Source organism: Parasphingomonas caseinilytica (genome assembly GCF_036663755.1).
GTDB lineage: Bacteria > Pseudomonadota > Alphaproteobacteria > Sphingomonadales > Sphingomonadaceae > Sphingomonas.
On record NZ_JAXOJL010000001.1, the window covers coordinates 499,963 to 516,566 of the forward strand.

12 protein-coding genes and 1 tRNA gene are annotated in these 16,604 nt (G+C 65.9%); 11 read left to right on the plus strand and 2 right to left on the minus strand.

The genetic code is table 11. The annotated features are described in order from the left end of the window. Positions 1–26: 26 nt before the first annotated feature. Positions 27–2,822 carry a TonB-dependent receptor gene (locus U1738_RS02275; protein ID WP_332787408.1) on the minus strand — a complete coding sequence of 932 codons (2,796 nt, stop codon included), beginning with the start codon at positions 2,820–2,822 and terminating at the stop codon, positions 27–29. Positions 2,823–3,209: 387 nt separating this feature from the next. On the opposite strand from U1738_RS02275, the gene U1738_RS02280 reads away from it, so the two are divergent. The 9 genes from U1738_RS02280 to U1738_RS02320 all read left to right on the plus strand — a co-directional run bounded on the left by U1738_RS02280 (position 3,210) and on the right by U1738_RS02320 (position 14,807). Next, positions 3,210–3,977 (plus strand): copper homeostasis protein CutC, encoded by a 768-nt coding sequence (locus tag U1738_RS02280; protein WP_332787409.1) that lies wholly within the window; start codon positions 3,210–3,212, stop codon positions 3,975–3,977. Positions 3,978–4,058: 81 nt separating this feature from the next. Further along, on the plus strand, positions 4,059–4,796 hold the full coding sequence (locus U1738_RS02285) for a GntR family transcriptional regulator (protein ID WP_332787410.1): 738 nt from the start codon (positions 4,059–4,061) through the stop codon (positions 4,794–4,796). Between the two features lie 101 nt (positions 4,797–4,897). Continuing rightward, the gene (locus tag U1738_RS02290) at positions 4,898–5,905 is read left to right on the plus strand and encodes an SIS domain-containing protein (protein ID WP_332788200.1); all 1,008 of its coding nucleotides are present in this window, start codon (positions 4,898–4,900) and stop codon (positions 5,903–5,905) included. A gap of 11 nt (positions 5,906–5,916) precedes the next feature. After that, the gene (gene nagA, locus U1738_RS02295) at positions 5,917–7,062 is read left to right on the plus strand and encodes an N-acetylglucosamine-6-phosphate deacetylase (RefSeq protein ID WP_332787411.1); all 1,146 of its coding nucleotides are present in this window, start codon (positions 5,917–5,919) and stop codon (positions 7,060–7,062) included. A 3-nt stretch (positions 7,063–7,065) separates the two neighbouring features. Continuing rightward, entirely contained in the window at positions 7,066–9,576 is a 2,511-nt protein-coding gene (gene ptsP, locus U1738_RS02300) for a phosphoenolpyruvate--protein phosphotransferase (protein ID WP_332787412.1), read from the plus strand. Next, positions 9,573–11,282 carry an N-acetylglucosamine-specific PTS transporter subunit IIBC gene (gene nagE / locus U1738_RS02305; protein ID WP_332787413.1) on the plus strand — a complete coding sequence of 570 codons (1,710 nt, stop codon included), beginning with the start codon at positions 9,573–9,575 and terminating at the stop codon, positions 11,280–11,282. Before ptsP ends, nagE begins: the two co-directional genes overlap by 4 nt. A gap of 94 nt (positions 11,283–11,376) precedes the next feature. Then, positions 11,377–11,452, plus strand: a tRNA-Thr gene (locus tag U1738_RS02310). Positions 11,453–11,482: 30 nt separating this feature from the next. Then, positions 11,483–12,178, plus strand: coding sequence for an endonuclease/exonuclease/phosphatase family protein (locus U1738_RS02315; RefSeq protein WP_332788201.1), 696 nt, complete (start codon positions 11,483–11,485; stop codon positions 12,176–12,178). Positions 12,179–12,512: 334 nt separating this feature from the next. Next, a complete protein-coding gene (locus U1738_RS02320) occupies positions 12,513–14,807 on the plus strand; it encodes a patatin-like protein (RefSeq protein ID WP_332787414.1) in 2,295 nt (764 codons plus the stop codon). A gap of 86 nt (positions 14,808–14,893) precedes the next feature. Here U1738_RS02320 and U1738_RS02325 read toward each other — a convergent pair whose 3' ends face one another. Next, on the minus strand, positions 14,894–15,400 hold the full coding sequence (locus U1738_RS02325; protein WP_332787415.1) for a hypothetical protein: 507 nt from the start codon (positions 15,398–15,400) through the stop codon (positions 14,894–14,896). Between the two features lie 142 nt (positions 15,401–15,542). Between U1738_RS02325 and U1738_RS02330 the strand changes: the two genes are divergently transcribed. Both U1738_RS02330 and pyrF read left to right on the plus strand, forming a co-directional pair. Beyond that, positions 15,543–15,896 (plus strand): hypothetical protein, encoded by a 354-nt coding sequence (locus U1738_RS02330; protein WP_332787416.1) that lies wholly within the window; start codon positions 15,543–15,545, stop codon positions 15,894–15,896. Continuing rightward, positions 15,896–16,570, plus strand: a complete 675-nt coding sequence (gene pyrF, locus U1738_RS02335; RefSeq protein WP_332787417.1) for an orotidine-5'-phosphate decarboxylase — start codon at positions 15,896–15,898, stop codon at positions 16,568–16,570. Before U1738_RS02330 ends, pyrF begins: the two co-directional genes overlap by 1 nt. Positions 16,571–16,604 lie beyond the last annotated feature (34 nt).

Below are 16,604 nucleotides of genomic sequence, written 5' to 3' on the forward strand. Positions count from 1 at the left end.
GCCTGATAACGCGACGGCACAACCAATCACATTTTGAACGTGGCGCTGAGCGAGAATACGCGGCCGTTCTTGTAGATCGACGTCGGGAACTGCGGGTCCGAGCTGTACTGATAGTACGTCTCGTCGAGCAGATTGCTTGCGCTGGCCGTCAGCGAGATGCCTTCGCGAATATTGTAGGACACCTGCGCATCGATCTGACGATAGGCGTCGGTATAATCCTGCGACTGCAAGCGGCCGATGCGATAGAAATATTTCGACCGGCGGTTGTAGCTGACACGTGCCTGGAACGGCCCGCTTTCGAAATAGGGCTGGATCGTCACGGTGTTGCGCGACAGGAACGGCAGGCCCGTTGCGGAGGAACCGGCATCGGCATCCGCAAAGGTGTAATTGCCCATGATGCCGAAGCCCCAGATCAGGTTGGCATTGCCCGACACTGAGAAACCGGTAACCGATGCCTTGCCGCCGTTGACTGGCCGGGTGATCGAATAGGTTCCCGTCCTGCCCGTCACCGTATTGGTGAACTGGACACCGTCATCGACCTGGCTGCCGATATAGTTCGAGATGTCACGATAGAAGAATTCCGCGGAGAGCAGGCTTCCCGGTGCGAAATACCATTCTGCCGTCGCGCCGTAATTGGTCGCCGCATAGGGTTTCAGATTGGGGTTACCACCACTGCCGGTGCCGGTAACATTGCTGGAGCCGGTGCTGACGATATCGGTCAGCGAAACGGAGCCGGCAAGATCGCCGAAGCGGGGACGTGCGATCACCTTTGCTGCCGATGCGCGCAGCACGACGTCATCGCCTGCCTGGAAAATAAGGTTCGCAGCAGGCAGGAAGCGGTTGTCGGTGTTCGTCACCTTGGTGAAGGCAAAGGTGCCCGCGCTCGACAGATAGAAGCTGGACGCATCCCGGGTCGACACAAAGCGGCCGCCGATATTGCCGCGGAACTTGCCCAGTTCGAAATTCGCCTGGACGTAACCCGCAGCGATGCGCTCCTTCACCAACCAATATTCACCCTTGGCGAGACCGCGATCGTCGGTGAATGTGCCGTATTTCTTCAGCGCAGCGATGATGCCGTCACGATCCAGCGTGGCATAAGGCGTACCATTGCCCGTCACGCCGAGACCGGCATAGAAATCGTTGGAAATCACGTAGGGGTTGAGATCGGCCAGCGTGAAGTTCTGGTTGGTGAACACCGCATTGCTGTAAGTGGTGTTGCTGTTCTCGTGATCGACCAGCCGGCCGCCGAAGCGCAGCGTCGTGATCGGCCCCCAGTTCACGTCACGCTTGACGTTGATTTCGCCGTACACTTCCTTGTCGAGCGTGAAACCCGATTGTGTCGGAATACCGCCGATCTGCCGGCCGAAGAAGGTCGAGCCGTTGGTCGCGGTCACGTTCTCGCCGCCATAAGTGGTGAAGTTGCTCGTCCACTTGGTCGCATCGGTACCGGGGTTGACCCAGTTGACGTTGGTATCACGCCCGACCGCACCTGCCGTAAAGCCCTGCTTCGTACGGAAATCGAGCAGATATTCCGGATCCTTGCCGCCGGATGCACGCGTGTAGCCCACATTGCCGGTGACCGACCATTCGCCCGGGCTCCAGTCGAACATCATCGAATATGTGTCGTTCTTGATGCGCGTGCGGCGATAGTTGGTGTCGAGCTGGCCGCTTGCGGCAACCACCGTCTGCCCATTGATCTTGTCGGGGATCGTGGCGAAGGTCGCCGAACTGATGATGCCTGTGTTGGTGCCCGAAGCCGGCAGTAGCGTCGCCGCCGTCAGATACTGGCCCTGAAACCCATAAGTATATTCGGAACTGGACACGTTGTCGTAATTGCCGCGGATCACCAGCGCGGTGGCCGTCAGCCGCAAATTGTCGGTCGGCTTGAGATCGATCGCACCGTTGAAGCCGATGCGCTTGCGCTCCTGACGGAAGAATTCACGCGCCAGGATCGCGGCATAGCGCGCATTGCTGAACGCCGTGATCGTCGCCGCATTCGGAAGCGAGCCGTTGATCGTCGCGCCGCTCGTCACCGTGCCGTTGGGGCCGTTGTAAACGATGTTGCCATTGGCATCCTTGGGATAGCTGCCGAGAAGGATGCTGCCCTTATCGTAATAATAGCTGGCGACACCCGCGCGGCTGAGCTGCTCTTTATCATAATTCACGGATGCGAGGATGCCGAAAGTTTCATCGGCATTGCGCCAGCTATATAGTGCCGATCCGCGGAAACTGCCGCGGTTGGCGCGATCATTGTACTCGTAACCGCCGGTGGCCGCGATCGTGTTAGCCTTCAGATCGAGCGGCTTGCGCGTGACGACATCGACGGTCGCGCCGATCGCACCTTCCTGCATGCGCGCCTCGGGCGTCTTGTAGACGATCGCCTGGCTGATGATCGTCGGGGACAGCAGCGAATAGTTGAACGAACGGCTCGAACGATCCGACGGATTGCCACCCCAATCGGCGGAGGCGACCGAGTGGCCATCGATCGTCAGGCGATTGAGGGCGGGCTCGACACCGGCGATCGACAATTGCTCACCCTCGCCGAACTGGTGATCGACGGTGACGCCTGGCAACCGCGCTAGCGATTCCGCGATATTGGTATCGGGCAGCTTGCCGACCGCTTCGGCGCTGATCACTTCGACGATCGAATCCGCGCGGCGCTTTGTCGCGATCGAATCCTGGAGACTGCGGCGGATGCCGGTGACGACGACTTCGGAATCGTCGTTCGATTGCGCCGGCGCGTCCTGCGCGAAGGCGGGTATTGCCGCCACGATGAAGATCGTGGCGCTCGATGCGAGTAGGATATGCTTGCGAAGATTCATTGCTTAGCCCCCTTCCAATCGACGCTTTCGCGTCGTCCCCGACGCAGGATAACTGCATCGCTCTGACCCATCGGCACGCGGTATCTCTTTGGTTACATTTAACGTGACGTGGTACGAGCAATGTATAACCAATCCAATCACAACAAGCTATCGCAAAATTTTACATTTTGATGACCCCAGCGAAATATCCTATCAACCCCGTCGCTCCGCCGCATTCTCAATGATTTATGGCCGGATCGGTTATGTCCGAACGCGCTTCGATGCTTGGGATATGTCAGCAGAACACGATCCATGTTAGGACCAGTTGATGACAGGATTGGTTGACCTCATTTCCTACCGCACAGCGATTCGAAGACGTTTCCCCAGTCACGATCGGCCGGCGGGCCTATGACGACTTTGGAAGTTTGCGTCGGTGATGCGATCGGGCTGGATGCAGCGATCGCGGGAGGAGCCGACCGGATCGAACTGTGTTCCGCTTTGTCCGTTGGCGGGCTCACACCGCCGCCGTCCTTGATTGCCACCGCAGGGACCAGCCCGGTTCCCGTGCACATGCTGGTCCGCCCGCGCGAGGGCGGCTTCGATCATAACGCGCGCGAGGCGGCGATGCTGGCCGCCGATATCGATGCCGCGGCACAGGCCGGACTTGCCGGCATCGCGATCGGTGCGAATCGCGGCGGAGTGCTGGATACGACCTTGCTGGCCGAACTCGTCGCGCACACCCATGCACTAGGTGCCGCGCGCGGACGGCCTCTCTCGCTTACGCTTCACCGCGCCTTCGATTTGTGCGCCGATCTGCCAGCAGCCCTAGAAACCGCCATTTCGCTGGGATACGATCGCATCCTGACCTCCGGCGGCGAACCGCGTGCCATCGATGCGCTGCCGATGCTGGCCCGGCTGCACCGCCAGGCCGCCGGACGGATCATCATCCTGGCGGGCAGTGGCATCGATTCTAGCAATGTCGATGTCATCCTCGGCACGGGAATCGACGAGATCCATGCTTCGTGCGGTGCCGTTTCGGTCATCGCCCCATCCCCCGCCGACTTGCGCGAACGGCGCTTCGGCTTCGTCAATCCCGATCATCGTCATACGGATGTTGCGCGGGTGCGCGCTCTCAAGGCACGATTGAACAATGCTCGCATGCCAACGCTTGAATAATACCAATCCATGACGTATCCATGAACCGTTGCTCGGATGGTCGGCCCAAATCGGTCGTCTGGCATCATCGAAAGTCTCACCATGTCCTTTTCCACGAGCATCGGTCGGTTCCGCGCCGACAATCCTGCGCCGCTGTACGTCCAGCTGCAGCAGTTGATCCGCGACGCGATCAATCGCAACGTGCTGGCCAAGGACGATGCGATCCCGGCCGAGCGCGATCTCGCGGTCGAATATGCCGTTTCGCGCATCACCGTGCGCAAGGCGATCGGCGGCTTGGTCGAGGAAGGGTTGCTGACCCGGCGGCGTGGCGCGGGCACGTTCGTCGCGACGCGGGTCGAAAAGAGCTTTTCCAAACTCTCGTCCTTTTCCGAAGACATGCTGTCGCGCGGCCGCACCCCGACCAGCGAATGGGTCAGTCGCACCTCCGGGCTGGTGACGCCTGAGGAATCGCTGTCGCTCGGCCTTTCGCCCGGCTCGATGGTCTATCGTTTCCAGCGCATCCGCTATGCCGACGACATGCCGATGGCGCTCGAATATTCGACGATCGCCGGCTATTGCCTGCCCACCGTGGATGCGGTGGAGGATTCGCTTTACGCCGCGCTGGATGCGGCGGGCAATCGCCCGGTGCGCGCGCTGCAGCGCCTGCGCGCGGTGCATTTCAGCCCCGAACATGCGCGCATGCTGAGCGTCGATGCTGGCCATGCCGGGCTGTTCATCGAACGCCGCGGCTTCCTGCGGGACGGGCGCGCGGCCGAATTCACGCAATCCTATTACCGTGGCGACGCCTACGACCTCGTCGCCGAACTCAACGATATCTGACGCCGGCGCGGAATGCGTCGGCCGGGGGGCTTATAGTGATCGAGACGACCGACCAACCGCGCCACGCCGCGCCTGTCGAACAATCCATCCCCACCACGCTGATGCACAGCGAGGCGGCCGAGGCGAGCGCCGCGGTCGCGCGGATGCTCGCCGCCAATCGCGACGCGTTCGCCACGCTCGGTGCCCGGCTGCGTGCCACCCCGCCCGCTGTCGTCGTCACCTGCGCGCGCGGTTCGTCCGATCATTCCGCGACATACGGCAAATATCTGATCGAAACCCTGGTCGGCGTGCCCGTCGCATCCGCCGCACCATCGGTATCGTCGGTCTATGCCGCACCGATGGCACCGGGCGCGGCGATCATCATCGCGGTATCGCAGAGCGGCCGCAGCCCCGATCTGCTCGCCACCGTCGAGGCCTATCGCACCGCCGGAGCCTATGTCGTCGCTCTGGTGAATGACGAAACGTCGCCGCTCGCCAAGAACGCCGACGTGATGATCGCGCTGAAGGCCGGGCCGGAACGATCTGTCGCCGCGACCAAATCCTACATCTGCGCGCTCGCCGCCTTCGCCGCGCTGACCGCGGAATGGGCCGACGACGTGGATCTGCGCGACGGGCTCGCCACGCTGCCCGATCGCCTGACCGAGGCGTTTGCGCTCGACTGGAACGTCGTGGTCGATGCCTTGGCGGAGGCGACCAACCTGTTCGTGATCGGTCGCGGCTATGGCTATGGTATCGCGCAGGAGGCCGCGCTCAAGCTCAAGGAAACCTGCGCGCTGCATGCCGAGGCGTTCAGCGCCGCGGAAGTCCGCCACGGCCCGATGGCGATCGTCGGCGAGGGTTTTCCGGTGATCGCGTTCGCCACCTCCGACACGGCGGGCGACGGGGTCCGCACCGCCGCCACCGAGTTTGCGGGTCGCGGTGCGGTCGTCTGTCTGGCCGATGCCAGGGCCAGCACCGACCACGCCCCCGCCGCGCTCGCCGCACATCCCGCGATCGAGCCGATCCTGATGATCCAGAGCTTCTATCGCATGGCCAACCGGCTGTCGCTGCGGCGCGGGCTCGATCCCGATGCGCCGCTCCATCTCAGCAAGGTGACCAAGACGGTATGAGCGGGAATTGCATGAGCGCGATGCGTTTCTCGAACGGAACGATTCTGACGGCCGACGGCGCGCTGGATGGCGCGACGATCGCCCTCGACGGCGACCGGATCACGGCAATCGCACCGTTGGATAGCGGCACGGGCGAACCGATCGATCTGGACGGCGGCTGGCTGGTGCCGGGCTTCATCGACACGCAGGTCAATGGCGGCGGCGGCGTGCTGCTCAACGATGCGCCGACCGTCGCAGGCATTGCCGCGATCGGCACGGCGCATGCGACCTACGGCACGACCGCTTTCATGCCGACGCTGATCAGCGATACGCCGGACGTGATCGCGGCCACGCTGGACGCGATGGATGCGGCGATCGCGGCGGGCGTGCCCGGCGTGGTCGGTGCGCATATCGAGGGGCCGTGGATCAACCTCACGCGCAAGGGCATCCACGATCCGGCGAAATTCCGCCGCCTGGACGAGGCAACGATCGACTTGCTGACCCGCCCGCGCAGCGGCCGGGTGATGGTCACGCTCGCCCCCGAACTGACCGATCCCGCGACGATCGCCCGATTGGTCGCGGCCGGGGTGATCGTCAGTGCAGGCCATACCGATGCCGATTACGACACGATCGTCGCGGCGATCGCGGCCGGCATGACCGGCATCACCCACCTGTTCAACGCCATGTCCCCCCTGCTCCACCGCGCGCCCGGCGTCGTCGGCGCGGCGCTCGACGACCGGCAGGTCTATTGCGGGCTGATCGCCGACGGGCTGCACGTGCACGACGCGGCGCTCCGCCTCGCGCTCAACGCCCGGCCGCACGATCGGCTGATGCTGGTCAGCGACGCCATGCCCTCGGTCGGCGCGGTCGAGAAGGATTTCTGGTTGCAGGGCCGGCTGATCCGCGTCGCGGACGGCAAATGCGTCGGCGAGGATGGCACGCTCGCCGGCTCCGATCTCGATATGGCGGGCGCGGTGCGCAATCTGGTGCAGCGCACAGACGCGAGCGTAGCGACCGCCGTGGCGATGGCATCGACCAACCCGGCCGCGTTTCTCGGCCTGTCGCACGAACGCGGCGCCCTTGCGCCGGGCCTGCGCGCCGATTGGGTGCACCTTACCTGCGATCTGGCGCCGGCCGGCACTTGGATCGGCGGCACCAAGATCAGCGACGGGGTCTGACGCATGGCCCAGATCATCCTGACGTCCCCGATGCAGGGCTGGGCGACGTCGCTCGATGCGGTGCCCGATCCGGTGTTCGCCGAACGGATGATGGGCGACGGCATCGCGATCGACCCGACCGGTGACTGCCTGCACGCGCCCTGCGACGGTGTCGTGCTGAGTCTCCACGCGAGCGGCCATGCGATCACGCTGCGCAGTCCGGAAGGTGCCGAGATCCTGATGCATGTCGGGCTCGACACGGTGGCGCTCGGCGGGCGCGGCTTCACGCCTTTAGTTGCAGAGGGCGCGAGCGTGGATCGCGGCGATCCGCTGATCCGCTTCGATCTCGATCTGCTGGTGCGCGAGGCGCCGGCGGTGATCACACCGGTGATCGTGACCAATCCCGATCGCTTCACGATCCAGCGCCGCGAAACCGACCGGCTGGTCGGCATGGGCGAAACGCTGATGACGCTCGCCCTGCGCAACGACACCGCACCGGACGCGGCGATCGTCGAGGGCGACAGCGTGCGGCGAACGATCGTCGTCCCTCTGGTCCACGGCATCCACGCCCGCCCGGCGGCGCGGATCGGCGCGGCGGCGCGCGGTTTCGTGGCCGAAGTCAGCATCGCGAAGGACGATCGACGCGCCAGCGTGCGCAGCCCCGTCGCACTGATGGCGCTGGGTATCCGGCTGGGCGACGACGTGACGATCGACGCGACCGGTCCGGACGCCGCCGAGGCGCTCGCCGCCGTTGCCGATCTCATCCTCGGCGGGATGGGCGAAGGCGCGGGTTCGCCCGCGGCAAGCACGCCTGCCCCTCCCCCTGTAACGCCCGCAATCACCACCCTGCCCGCCGATGGCCGCCTGCCCGGCGTGACCGCGTCGCCCGGCATCGCGATCGGCCAGGCGGGGCTGTTTCGCCTCGCCGAGATTCCGGTCACGCAAGCCGGCACCGGGATCGAAGCGGAACGTAGCGCGCTGGACGTCGCTCTCGCCGCGATACTCGGCCGCCTCGCCGTCCGGTCCGCCGATGCGACCGCAGCCGAGTGCGCGATCCGCGAGGCGCACGCCGCCTTGCTCAGCGATCCGGCGCTCACCGACACAGCGTTTGCCGCAATCGACCGCGGCGACAGCGCGGGCTTCGCCTGGCGCAGCGCGACCCGCGCGCAGGCCGAAGCCCTCCGCGCGACCGGAAACGCCCGGATGGCCGAACGCGCCGACGATCTGCTCGATCTCGAACGTCAGGTATTGCGTTCGCTCGCCGGCGAGGATCCCGAGGAACGGATCGCCTTTCCGCCCGGCACGATCCTGCTCGCCGACGACCTGCTGCCGTCGCATCTGCTCGGCCTCGACACGACGACGATCGTCGGCTTCTGCGTCGAACGTGGCGGGCCGACCTCGCACGTCGCGATCCTCGCCGCGACGATGGGCCTGCCCGCGCTCGTCGCGGTCGGCCCGGCGCTGGCGCAGATCGCCACCGGCACGCCGCTGATCCTCGATGTCGGCGCGGGACTGCTGCACGTTGCACCCGATGCGGCGGCACGCGCCACCGCCGAAACCGCGCTCGCCGCGCAACGCGAACGCCGCGCCGCCGCGCTCGCCGATGCGGGCCGCGAATGCCGCACGCAGGACGGCGTCCGGATCGAGGCGTTCGCCAATCTCGGATCGGCCGACGATGCCGAGGTCGCGATCCGCAACGGTGCGGAGGGCTGCGGCCTGCTGCGCACCGAATTCCTGTTCCTCGAACGCGACTCCGCGCCCGATATCAGCGAACAGACCGCCGATTATCAGCGCATCGCCGATACGCTCGCGGGCCGTCCGCTGATCGTGCGGCTACTCGATATCGGCGGCGACAAGCCGGCGCCGTATCTGCCGATCGCGGCGGAAGAAAATCCCGCGCTCGGCCTGCGCGGCATTCGCGTCGGCCTCGCTTTCCCGGACATGCTGGACGCCCAGTTGCGCGCGATCCTCGCGGTGCGCCCCGCCGGGCAATGCCACATCATGGTGCCGATGGTTGCCAGCCTCGCCGAATTGCGCGCCGTCCGCGCCGCGCTCGACCGGGCGATCGCCGCTACGGGGCATGATCACCCGGTCTCGCTCGGCATCATGGTCGAAACGCCCGCCGCCGCCGTCACCGCACGGTTGCTGGCGCGGGAGGCTGATTTCCTGTCGATCGGCACCAACGATCTGACGCAATATGTGCTGGCGATGGATCGCGGCAATCCCGCCGTTGCCGCATCGCTCGACGGGCTTCACCCGGCGGTGCTCAACCTGATCGGCCAGACCTGCGATGGCGGCGCGGCGAACGGTCGCTGGACCGGCGTGTGCGGCGGCCTCGCCTCCGATCCGCTCGCGGTGCCGATCCTGATCGGCCTGGGCGTCACCGAATTGTCAAGCGCTCCGGCTTTGGTGCCCGAGATCAAGGCGCTGGTCGCCACACTGACCCTGCCCGCCTGCCGGTCGCTCGCCCACGACGCATTGCTGTGCGGTTCGGCCGCCGAGGTCCGCGCGCTCGCCCGGGAGTTCCGCTCATGAAGTCCGTGCTCGAAACGCTCCAGCCCCTCGGCCGCGCCCTGATGCTGCCGATCGCGGTGCTGCCCGTCGCCGGTCTGTTGCTGCGGCTCGGCCAGCCCGATCTGCTCGACATCGCGGTGCTGAGCGCGGCGGGTGACGCCATCTTCTCCCACCTCGGCCTGCTGTTCGCGATCGGCGTGGCGACCGGGTTCGCGCGCGACGGCAACGGCGCGGCGTGCCTGGCGGGCGTGGTCTGCTATCTCGTCGCGTCGCAGGGCGCGCAGGCGCTGATCGCCGTGCCGCCCGCCGCGCTCACCGGCTTTACCGGCCCCGCGGTCGCGCTCGCCACCGCCGCGTTCAAGGCCAAGGCCGTCGCGCGGATCGACGTGCCGCTCGGCATCCTGTCCGGCTTGATCGGCGGCGGGTTCTACAATCGCTTCTCAACGATCGCGCTGCCCGAATATCTCGCCTTTTTCGGCGGCCGCCGCTTCGTGCCGATCGTCAGCGGCCTTGCCGGTCTCGGCCTCGCGCTGATCGTCGGTCTGGGTTTCGGAGCGATCAGCGCAGGTGTGGATGGCCTCAGCTATGCCGTGATCGGCGCGGGCGGATACGGCCTGTTCGCGTTCGGGCTGCTCAACCGCCTGCTGCTCGTCACCGGGCTGCACCATCTGCTCAACAATATCGCCTGGTTCGTCGTCGGCGATTATCACGGCAAGACGGGCGATCTCGGCCGCTTCTTCGCCGGCGATCCGCAGGCTGGCGCGTTCATGGCCGGGTTCTTCCCGGTGATGATGTTCGGCCTGCCCGCCGCCTGCCTCGCCATGTACCACGCCGCCGCGCCCGATCGGCGCAAGGCGGTCGGCGGCATGCTGCTCAGCCTCGCGCTCACCTCGGCGCTGACCGGCGTGACCGAGCCGATCGAGTTCAGCTTCATGTTCCTGGCCCCGGCGCTCTACGCGATCCACGCGGTGCTCACCGGCATCTCGATGGCGCTGATGAACGCGCTCGGCGTCAAGCTCGGCTTCGGCTTCTCGGCCGGTCTGTTCGATTACGTGCTGAACTACGGCAAGGCGACGCGCCCGCTGTTGCTGCTGCCCGTCGGCCTGGCCTATTTCGCAATCTATTACGCACTGTTCCGCTTTGTCATCCGCCGCTTCGACCTGCCCACGCCGGGCCGCGAGCGCGATCTGCCGGTCGAGGCTGCGACCGTCGCCAAGGGCGGTCGTGGCGCGGCCTTCGCCGAGGCGCTGGGCGGCGCGGCGAACCTGACGAGCGTCAGCGCCTGCACGACACGCCTGCGGCTGATCGTCGCGGACCAGGCAGCGGTCGACGACGTACGGCTCAAGGCGCTCGGCGCGCGCGGCCTGATCCGCCCCTCGGCGAACGCGCTGCAAATCGTCCTCGGCCCGATCGCGGACGTGGTCGCGGTCGAAATCCGCGACGCGATCGCCGGCGGCGCGGTGGCTGCTCCAGCCGTGATCGCACCTCCCGCCACGAACGATATCACGCTGACCCCGGCGGCAATCGCGGCGCTCGGCGGTGCGGACAATTGCCATGGCTCCAGCCGCCACGGCAACCGCTTGCGCATCACGCTGAGCGACGCGAACCGCATGTCGAACGCCGCGCTCGAAGCGCTCGGCATCCGCGCGATCGTGCGCCTGCCCGCCGGATTGGTCCACCTCCTCCCCGCCCCCGAAACGATGCATCGCATCGTGGAACCCGAATAGAAGTCGCGGCCAATCGCCCCGATTTTGCCTTGACCTCGAACCCCCTCGCTCGATACTTGCGAAAGGCGCGGAATTCCGTGGTTCCCATCGGTGTGCCGGTTTAGCTCAGTTGGTAGAGCGCCAGTTTTGTAAACTGGATGTCGCGGGTTCGATTCCTGCAACCGGCACCATTTTCCCTCAACCGGCGTTACCGCATCCAGATGATAAAGGTCGCCAGCTACAATATCCACAAGGGCATCGGGCTGGATCGCCGTCGCGATCCGATGCGCATCCTGGATGTGCTGCGCGAAATCGACGCCGACGTCATCGCCTTGCAGGAGGCCGACCGCCGCTTCGGTGCCAAGACCGGTATCATCCCGCTCCACGCGCTTGAGGATCATTCGCCGTGGAAGGCTATTCCGTTCGGCAAACGGGCGGGATCGATGGGCTGGCACGGCAACGTCCTGCTGGTGCGCAAGGATTCGGCCGTGATCGACAGCGAGGCGATCCACCTGCCCGCGCTCGAACCGCGCGGCGCGGTGATGGCCGATGTGCGCGCGAACGGAACGCCGATCCGCATCGTTGGCATGCACCTCGATCTGTCGGGCCTGTGGCGCCGGCGGCAGGCGCACGCCATCCTGGCGCATGTCGATGCCAGCGCGGAACGCCGCCCCACCGTGCTGATGGGCGACCTCAACGAATGGAGCGCGGGCAGCGGCTGCCTGCGCGATTTCGGCAAGGACTACGCCTTCGCCGCAACGGGCGCGAGCTTCCATGTCCGCCGCCCGGTCGCCCGGCTCGACCGCATCATGGTCTCCCGCGACCTCCGCGTGGTCGATTGCGGCGCACACCAGAGCGCAACCTCGCGCAAGGCGTCGGACCACCTCCCGATCTGGGCGATGCTGGAGCCGGTCTGAGTTGGGGACGGTCAGAACTCTTGCGAAACCGGCTCGTGCGCGACGTTTATCGCAGGCTGGCGGCAGCAAGAAGATTTGCTCACACAAAGACACAAAAACACGAACAAAGAAGAGAATTTCCAAAGTCGTTCTTCTTCTTTGTGCCTTCGTGTCTTTGTGTGAAAAAATCTTCTTATCGCTGCCGCCGAGGCGCGGACCGGCAACTTTCCTAAACGGCAGGTTCCGGATCCGCGCGCAACCAAAACCCCACCCCTGTCTTTTCCACCTACAATAAGAGATACGATCCCGCGCCCCGAGCGCAGGACGACCGGATTCGGAGAGAAAGCGACACCAGATGCGCGAAAAGGAACTTCGCCTCGCGCTCGTCTGCTACGGCGGCATCAGCCTCGCCGTCTACATGCACGGCATTTCCAAGGAGATCTGGCGGCTCGCCCGCGCCAGCGAAGGCTTCCTGAGCGACAGCCCGCCCGCCACCGGCAGCCAGGGCGTCTACCGCGCGCTGCTCCAGGAAATTCAGGACGATACCGGCCTGCGCCTGCGCGTGCTGGTGGATATCATCGCCGGGGCCAGCGCCGGCGGCCTCAACGGCGTGTTTCTGGCGCAGGCGATCGCCACCGGCCAGAGCATCGAACCGCTGACCAAATTGTGGCTCGATTCCGCCGATGTCGAGGCGCTGATCGATGATGAGGCCGCGCCGCACTCGCGCCTGTCCAAGGCCTGGGCGATCCCGCTCGCCTGGATGGCGGCGGGGCGGGGCGGCGGCAAGGTGGACGATACGGTCGATCCCGAAACGCGCGAGGAGGTGAAGCGCAAGCTGTCGCACTTCGTCCGCTCGCGCTGGTTCGAACCGCCCTTCGGCGGCGAGCGCTTCACCGGCCTGATCCTCGATGCGTTGGATGCGATGGCCGCCGGCCCGAAAGGCCCGCGCCTATTGCCCGATGGCCAGCCGCTCGACTTGTTCGTCACCGTCACCGATTTCCGCGGCCATCCGGAACGCCTGCAACTCCATTCCCCGGCCGAAGTGATGGAGACCGAACACCGTCTGATCGTGCCCTTCACCGATCACGGCGTGCGCTGCGAAAGGCTCGCCCACCCCGCCGAACTGGCCTTTGCCGGTCGCGCGACCAGCAGTTTTCCCGGCGCCTTTCCGCCCTTCATGGTCGGCGAACTCGATTCGGTGTTGAAGAAACGCAAGGCGGACTGGCCCGATCGGCTCGCCTTCCTCAAACGCATCCTGCCGCGTCAGTTTGCCGCCAACGCCGCCGACCGGGCGGTCCTTATCGACGGTTCGGTCCTCGCCAACGCCCCGTTTCGCCCGGCGATCGACGCGCTGCGCGAACGCCCGGCGCGGCGCGAGATCGACCGGCGCTTCATCTACATCGATCCCTCGCCCGGCATGAAGATCCACTTCGGCAACACCGCGCTCGATCGCCCCAGTTTCTTCCAGACGATCCTTGGCGCGGTCTCCGAACTGCCACGCCAGCAGCCGATCCGCGACAATCTCGAAGCGATTGCCGAGCGATCGGAACGGATCGAGCGTATGCGCGCGATCACCGCCGCGATCCGCAGCGACGTCGAAACTCAGGTCGAATCGCTATTCGGCTACACGTTGTTCCTCGATTCGCCGACCACCGCGCGCCTCGCAAACTGGCGTCGCCGCGCGCAGAATGCCGCCGCGACCCGCGCCGGCTACGGCTATGCCGCTTACGGCCATCTCAAGATCGCCGGCGTGATCGAGGGCGTCACCGCCTTGCTCTACCATGCCGGCGGCGAACTCGGCACCGGCCAATGGGATCGCATTCGCGGCCATATCACCGCCGCCGTGGCCGAGCGCGGCTCCGACACGATCGGCGCGGCGTTCAGCAGCGGCGCGAGCAAGGAAACGGTCGAGTTCCTGCGCACCTACGATCTCGCCTTCCGCATCCGCCGCCTGCGCCTGCTCGGCCGCCGCCTGACCGAAATCGAGGCAGACTACGATGATGCCGATCTTGGCGGCATGCGCGATGCGATCTACGAATCGCTCGCCGCCTATCTCGATGTGAAGCGCACCGAGGCGCACGGCCATCTGCAACGCGACGTGCGATCTTTGCGCGGCGATGCCGGCGCGTTGCTCGATCGGCTCGGCGACTCACTCGATCTTAAGCGGCTCGATGCGGAGACCGACGCCCGGCTGGCCATCGCCTTTGCCGGCCTGCCCAGGGAAACCCGCCGCCCAATCCTGCTCACCTATCTCGGCTTCCCGTTCTTCGATGTCGCCACCCTCCCGCTGTTGCAGGGTGAGGGCACCGACGAATTCGATCCGATCAAGGTCGATCGCATCTCGCCCGATGACGCAAAATCGATCCGCGCCGGCGGGGCGGAGGCGTCGCTGAAGGGCATTCAGTTCAACAAGTTCGGCGCCTTCTTCAGCCGCGCCTACCGCGAGAATGATTATCTCTGGGGCCGGCTGCACGGCGCGGAACGGATGATCGACATCATCGTCTCCACCCTGCCCGACAAGGTCCGCCTGAAACCCGGCCGCGTCGCGGCGGTGAAACGCGCCGCATTCATCGCGATCCTCGACGAGGAGGAAGCCAAGCTGACGGCGGTGCCGGGGTTGATCGAAGGGCTACGGCGCGAGATCGGTTGAGGCGCGCGGTGGATAGCCGTTACAACATTTGCGCTCCCCCGGCCTTCGCCGGGGAAGCGTCCATGAAACGCTTTAACGCCCCCCGATCAAGCCAGGATATTGACCGAATACCCCGCGTCGAGCGTACCGCCATTCTGCACCGTCGAGATTGCCGGCTGAGCTTCCCGCCGCTGGGCGACGTTGATCAGAGGAACATCCTCGACCGTGCCGACGGGTTGCACCGTGGAGATTGCTGGCGGGGTCGCGATGCGGGCGGATTTGGCGGTCTCCGCCGTGACGCCGGGCTGGACGGTCGAGATCGACGGGGCCGCCGCCGGGCGTTTCGAGCCCTTGCGGGCCTGCTGCAAAGCCTGGCCCGCATCCTTGATCGCCGCGGCATCGCCGCTCTCGATCGCGGCACCAAGCTTGGCGAGCGGGCTATCGGCCGGCGGCTTGCGGTTGGCGGTGAATTCCTTGAACGCCGCCTTGGCGGTCTCGATGTCGCCGGATTTCGCGGCGGTCATCAGGGTCGAGAAGGTCTCGCGATTCTGCTTCGATCCACCGACCTGGCCGAACGGGCTGACGCCGGCGCTGCTGCTTATCTGAAATCCCATGATCGTCTCCGGTGGAACGGCCAATGCGAGGGCCCCTTCCGGTCATTATAGGACGCGCGCGGAACGCCCGGCCGCGGCCAGCGATGTTTCGGTGGCGGCAACCCACTGGTCAACCGGCCCCACGCACGTTAGCCTGCATCCCATGCAATTCCTGAAAATCCTTTTCTGGTGCCTGCTCGCCTTCCTCGCGGCGATCTTCACCATCGGCAATTGGACGAACGTTCAGATAAAGCTGTGGGGCGGCCTGATCGCCGAAGTGAACCTCCCGCTGCTGCTGCTGATCGTCTTCCTGCTCGGCCTGCTGCCGACCATGCTCTATTACCAGACGATCCGCTGGCGCCTGCGCCAACGCCTCGCCACCGCGCAGAACGCGGTCGATACGCTGCGCGGCACGGCCGCCACCCCGGTGCTCCGCCCCGATCTCGAGCCGACGAGCTCGTCGGCCCAGCTTCCTCCCGCGTCGGTGCCCACCGCCGTGCCGCCCGGCGGCGCGTGATGAGCAACCGCATCTACGTCGCGCTCGACACGCCGGACCTCGCCAAGGCCAAGGCGCTCGCGGCGCGCGTCCATCACCATGTCGGCGGCATCAAGCTCGGCCTCGAATTCTTCATGGCCAATGGCCGCGCCGGGGTGCGCGAGATGGCCGATCTCGGCCTGCCGATCTTCCTCGACCTCAAATTCCACGACATCCCCAACACCGTCGCCAAGGCGATCCAGGCGCTCGGCGATCTCGAACCCGCGATCCTGACGGTCCATGCCTCGGGCGGTCGCGCGATGCTGGAAGACGCAAAGGCCGCCGCACCGATCGGCACCAAGGTCGTCGCGGTCACGATGCTCACCAGCCTCGACGACACCGATCTCGCCACCACCGGCGTACGCGGCAGCGCGCACGATCAGGTTCTGCGCCTCACCGAACTGGCGATGGACGCCAAGGTCGACGGCATCGTCTGCTCCGGCGCGGAGGTCGGCGCGGCGCACAAGCTCTGGCCAAAAGGCTTCTTCGTCGTCCCCGGCGTGCGCCCGTCGAACGGCATCATCGGCGACCAGAAACGCGTCGTAACCCCGCGCAGCGCATTGGATGCCGGAGCCTCGATCCTCGTCATCGGCCGCCCGATCACGCAAGCCGAAGACCCCGACATGGCGGCGCGCGAGATCGAGGCGACACTCTAAATCCCTCTCCCATCGGGAGAGGGTGGCCGCGCGC